This window comes from Stutzerimonas stutzeri, from assembly GCF_000935215.1.
In the GTDB taxonomy this organism is placed as follows: domain Bacteria; phylum Pseudomonadota; class Gammaproteobacteria; order Pseudomonadales; family Pseudomonadaceae; genus Stutzerimonas.
Genome location: NZ_JXXD01000185.1, coordinates 1 through 3,372 on the forward strand (window position 1 = coordinate 1; position 3,372 = coordinate 3,372).

General features: G+C 56.7%; 1 protein-coding gene and 2 pseudogenes. All 3 read left to right on the forward strand.

What is annotated here, in order from left to right; all coding sequences use genetic code 11:
• Window positions 1–11: 11 nt before the first annotated feature.
• Window positions 12–533 (forward strand): annotated as a pseudogene (locus tag LO50_RS18200) (IS5-like element ISPst7 family transposase); the annotation flags it as partial.
• Window positions 534–1,137: 604 nt separating this feature from the next.
• The gene (gene ltrA, locus LO50_RS18205) at window positions 1,138–2,643 is read left to right on the forward strand and encodes a group II intron reverse transcriptase/maturase (RefSeq protein WP_017246414.1); all 1,506 of its coding nucleotides are present in this window, start codon (window positions 1,138–1,140) and stop codon (window positions 2,641–2,643) included.
• Window positions 2,644–2,715: 72 nt separating this feature from the next.
• A pseudogene (locus tag LO50_RS18210) lies at window positions 2,716–3,174 on the forward strand (IS5-like element IS1384 family transposase); the annotation flags it as partial.
• Between the last annotated feature and the right edge of the window lie 198 nt (window positions 3,175–3,372).

The following is a 3,372-nucleotide window of genomic DNA, read 5'->3' on the forward strand; positions in this document are numbered from 1 at the left end:
CGAGTTTCCCGATGAAGCAGATGACCTTCGCCGACGCCGAGTACGCTGGCAAGCGCAAGCAAACCCGCAAGGAGTTGTTCCTGATCGAGATGGATCGGGTGGTGCCGTGGAAGGGCTTGATTGCTTTGATCGAGCCACATTATCCGAAGGGTGAAGGTGGCCGTCCGGCCTACCCGTTGATGGCGATGCTGCGTGTGCATTTGCTGCAGAACTGGTTCGGCTACAGCGATCCAGCGATGGAGGAAGCGCTGTACGAAACCACGATCCTGCGCCAGTTTGCCGGGCTGAACCTGGAGCGCATCCCCGACGAAACCACCATTCTCAACTTCCGCCGCTTGCTGGAGAAACACGAGCTGGCGGCCGGCATCCTCGCTGTCATCAATGGCTATCTGGGCGACCGCGGCCTGTCGCTGCGCCAGGGCACCATCGTCGATGCAACGCTGATCAATGCGCCCAGTTCGACCAAGAACAAGGACGGCAAGCGCGACCCGGAAATGCACCAGACCAAGAAGGGAAACCAGTATTATTTTGGCAGTGCGACCTGAAAGTCGCATGGGTTTCTGTTCCGCAGGTTAACGCCCGACGGAACCGACTGTTCCACCACTCGTTCCCTACCCAGACAGGCGTGGCCGGTAACAGCCGGGTCTGAAGCTCTGGGGACAATGTAACCGCCGATATTTCGGTAGGTCGAACCGCGAGGCCAGACTGAATCTGCCAGCATCAAGGCGGAGAGGCGCTAGGGATGAACAGGTACGGCTAACACAAGTGAACCTCATATAAACGTCGTCATAGTAGCCAAGCCAAAGATGCTGACAGGCTTGTACCAAAAGGTGCGCGGCCAGGCAGGGGCTCTTACCGATAGCCCCTCGTGGATGTGGTGCCGCCGGCGAAATCGAGGAGCCCGACCCGTTCGGAAATCCATGCGGAACAGGGTAAGCCCGTAGCGTTGCCGACTTCGGCAGGTGAGCTGTAAAGCAAGCTGTTGATGCTGCGGGTAAAGGAATGTGGAAAAAGCGAAGGTCACCCTGTAATGGGGTGAATACAGATTGAAACATCATCTGGCGCGAAAGCGAGCAGACTTCCACACGGTCTTCCATGGCGAGAAAACCTGATCAATCGTTGCACGGAGGAAAGCAGATGGCAGTGCTCGCACCCAATGCGCAAGCAACGGCGAGCACTGGTGCGCCTTCGAACTTCATATCGGCCTGGCCCCAACACTGGAACCAGATCGAGTCGCAAGTGAAACGACTCCAGGTCCGTATCGCCAAGGCAACACGAGAAGGCAGGTGGGGCAAGGTGCAAGCCTTGCAGCGACTGCTGACTCGCTCGTTCAGCGGCAAAATGTTGGCCGTGAAGCGAGTGACGGAAAACAGAGGCAAGAGAACACCGGGCGTTGATGGCAAGATCTGGTCGACTCCGGTGGCCAAATCGACGGGAGCACAAGCGTTACAGCATCGGGGCTATCGGCCTCAACCGCTGAGACGCATCTACATACCCAAAAGCAATGGCAAGAAGCGTCCGCTGGGGATTCCAACGATGCGGGATCGTGCGATGCAGGCGCTGTGGAAACTGGCACTTGAGCCGGTTGCCGAAACGCGTGCAGATCCCAACTCCTATGGATTTCGGCCGCAGCGATCCACTGCCGATGCAATCGCACACTGCTTCAATGCACTAGCGAAACGTGGTTCGGCGCATTGGGTGCTTGAAGGTGACATTCGAGGCTGCTTCGACAATATCAGTCACGATTGGCTGCTCACCAACGTACCCATGGATAAGGTGGTTCTGCGCAAATGGCTTCGAGCGGGGTATGTCGATCAGGGAGCCTTGTTCGCAACGGAGGCAGGAACCCCGCAAGGGGGGATCATCTCTCCGGTACTTGCGAATTGGACGCTGGATGGCCTGGAAGATGTCGTCTATGCAAGCGTGGCTTCGACAGCGCGCAAGCGTAAGCCATTCAAGATACACGTCGTACGATATGCCGATGACTTCATCATCACAGGGGCCACGAAAGCTGTTTTGCAACATCAGGTTCGTCCTGCAATTGAGGCGTTCCTGAAAGAGCGAGGTTTGGAACTCTCTGATGAAAAGACTCAGATAACGCATATCTCGCAAGGCTTCGATTTTCTGGGCCAGAACGTACGCAAGTACGCCGGCAAGCTACTCATCACTCCGGCTCGCAAGAGTGTGAAGGCATTGCTGGATAAGGTGCGGGAAATCGCGAACGCAAACAAGACGGCGACTCAAGCTAACTTGATCTTGACCCTGAACCCGGTGATCCGAGGATGGGCCATGTATCATCGCCATGTTGTCGCCGCCAAGCGTTTCGCATGGATCGACCATCAGATTTGGCAAGTGTTATGGCGCTGGGCAGTTCGCCGGCACGCCATGAAAAGTGCCCATTGGGTAAAACAACGCTACTTTCGTGTCGTGGGTCAACGGCACTGGGTTTTCGCCACCCAGGAGAAAGCGCGCGGCATGAGTCAACCCGCTTGGCTGTATGCCGCCGCCAGTGTTTCGATCGTGCGGCATATCAAAATATGCAGTGCAGCGAACCCGTTCGATCCGGCATGGACGTTTTACCTTGAGCGCCGAAGAGCGCATCGTCAGGTTACCCAGTCTCACTCAGGCTGCTGGAAGGCTTGAGCCGTATGAGGGGTGACTCTCAAGTACGGTTCTTAGGGGAGGCAGGAGTGGTAACACTCCTGCTTTACCCGACTGAAGGCCCACATCGGCGCCGATGACGAATCGGGTCTGGTGCACAGCGTAGTGGGCACGGCGGCCAATGTGGCGGATGTCACCCAGGTGGACAAATTGCTGCATGGCGACGAAAACGTGGTCTGCGCCAATGCAGGCTACACCGGTGTCGAAAAGCGGCCCGAGCATGAAGGACGTGAAGTTATCTGGCAGGTGGCGGCACGCCGCAGCACCTACAAAAAACTCGATAAGCGCAGCGTGCTGTACAAAGCCAAGCGCAAGATTGAAAAGGCCAAGGCTCAGGTGCGCGCCAAGGTCGAGCATCCGTTCCGGGTAATCAAGCGCCAGTTCGGTTACACCAAGGTGCGCTTTCGCGGCTTGGCCAAAAACACGGCGCAACTGGTGACACTGTTCGCTCTGTCGAACCTGTGGATGGCGCGCCGACATTTACTGACGAATGCAGGAGAGGTGCGCCTGTAATGCGGGAAATGGCCACCGGAGTGGGGTCCGGGTGGCGAAAACGTAAGAAATACTCGTCGAATTGATTGTTTTTTGATCATTTGGCGAGTTTAAAAGTTGCGCTAGGTGGTATGCCGGGGAAATACATGGCTACTTCAGACCATCCCTAACCCTCTAACTTTGCCCACCTACAGCAGGGTGGCAGGGTGGCAGGGTGGC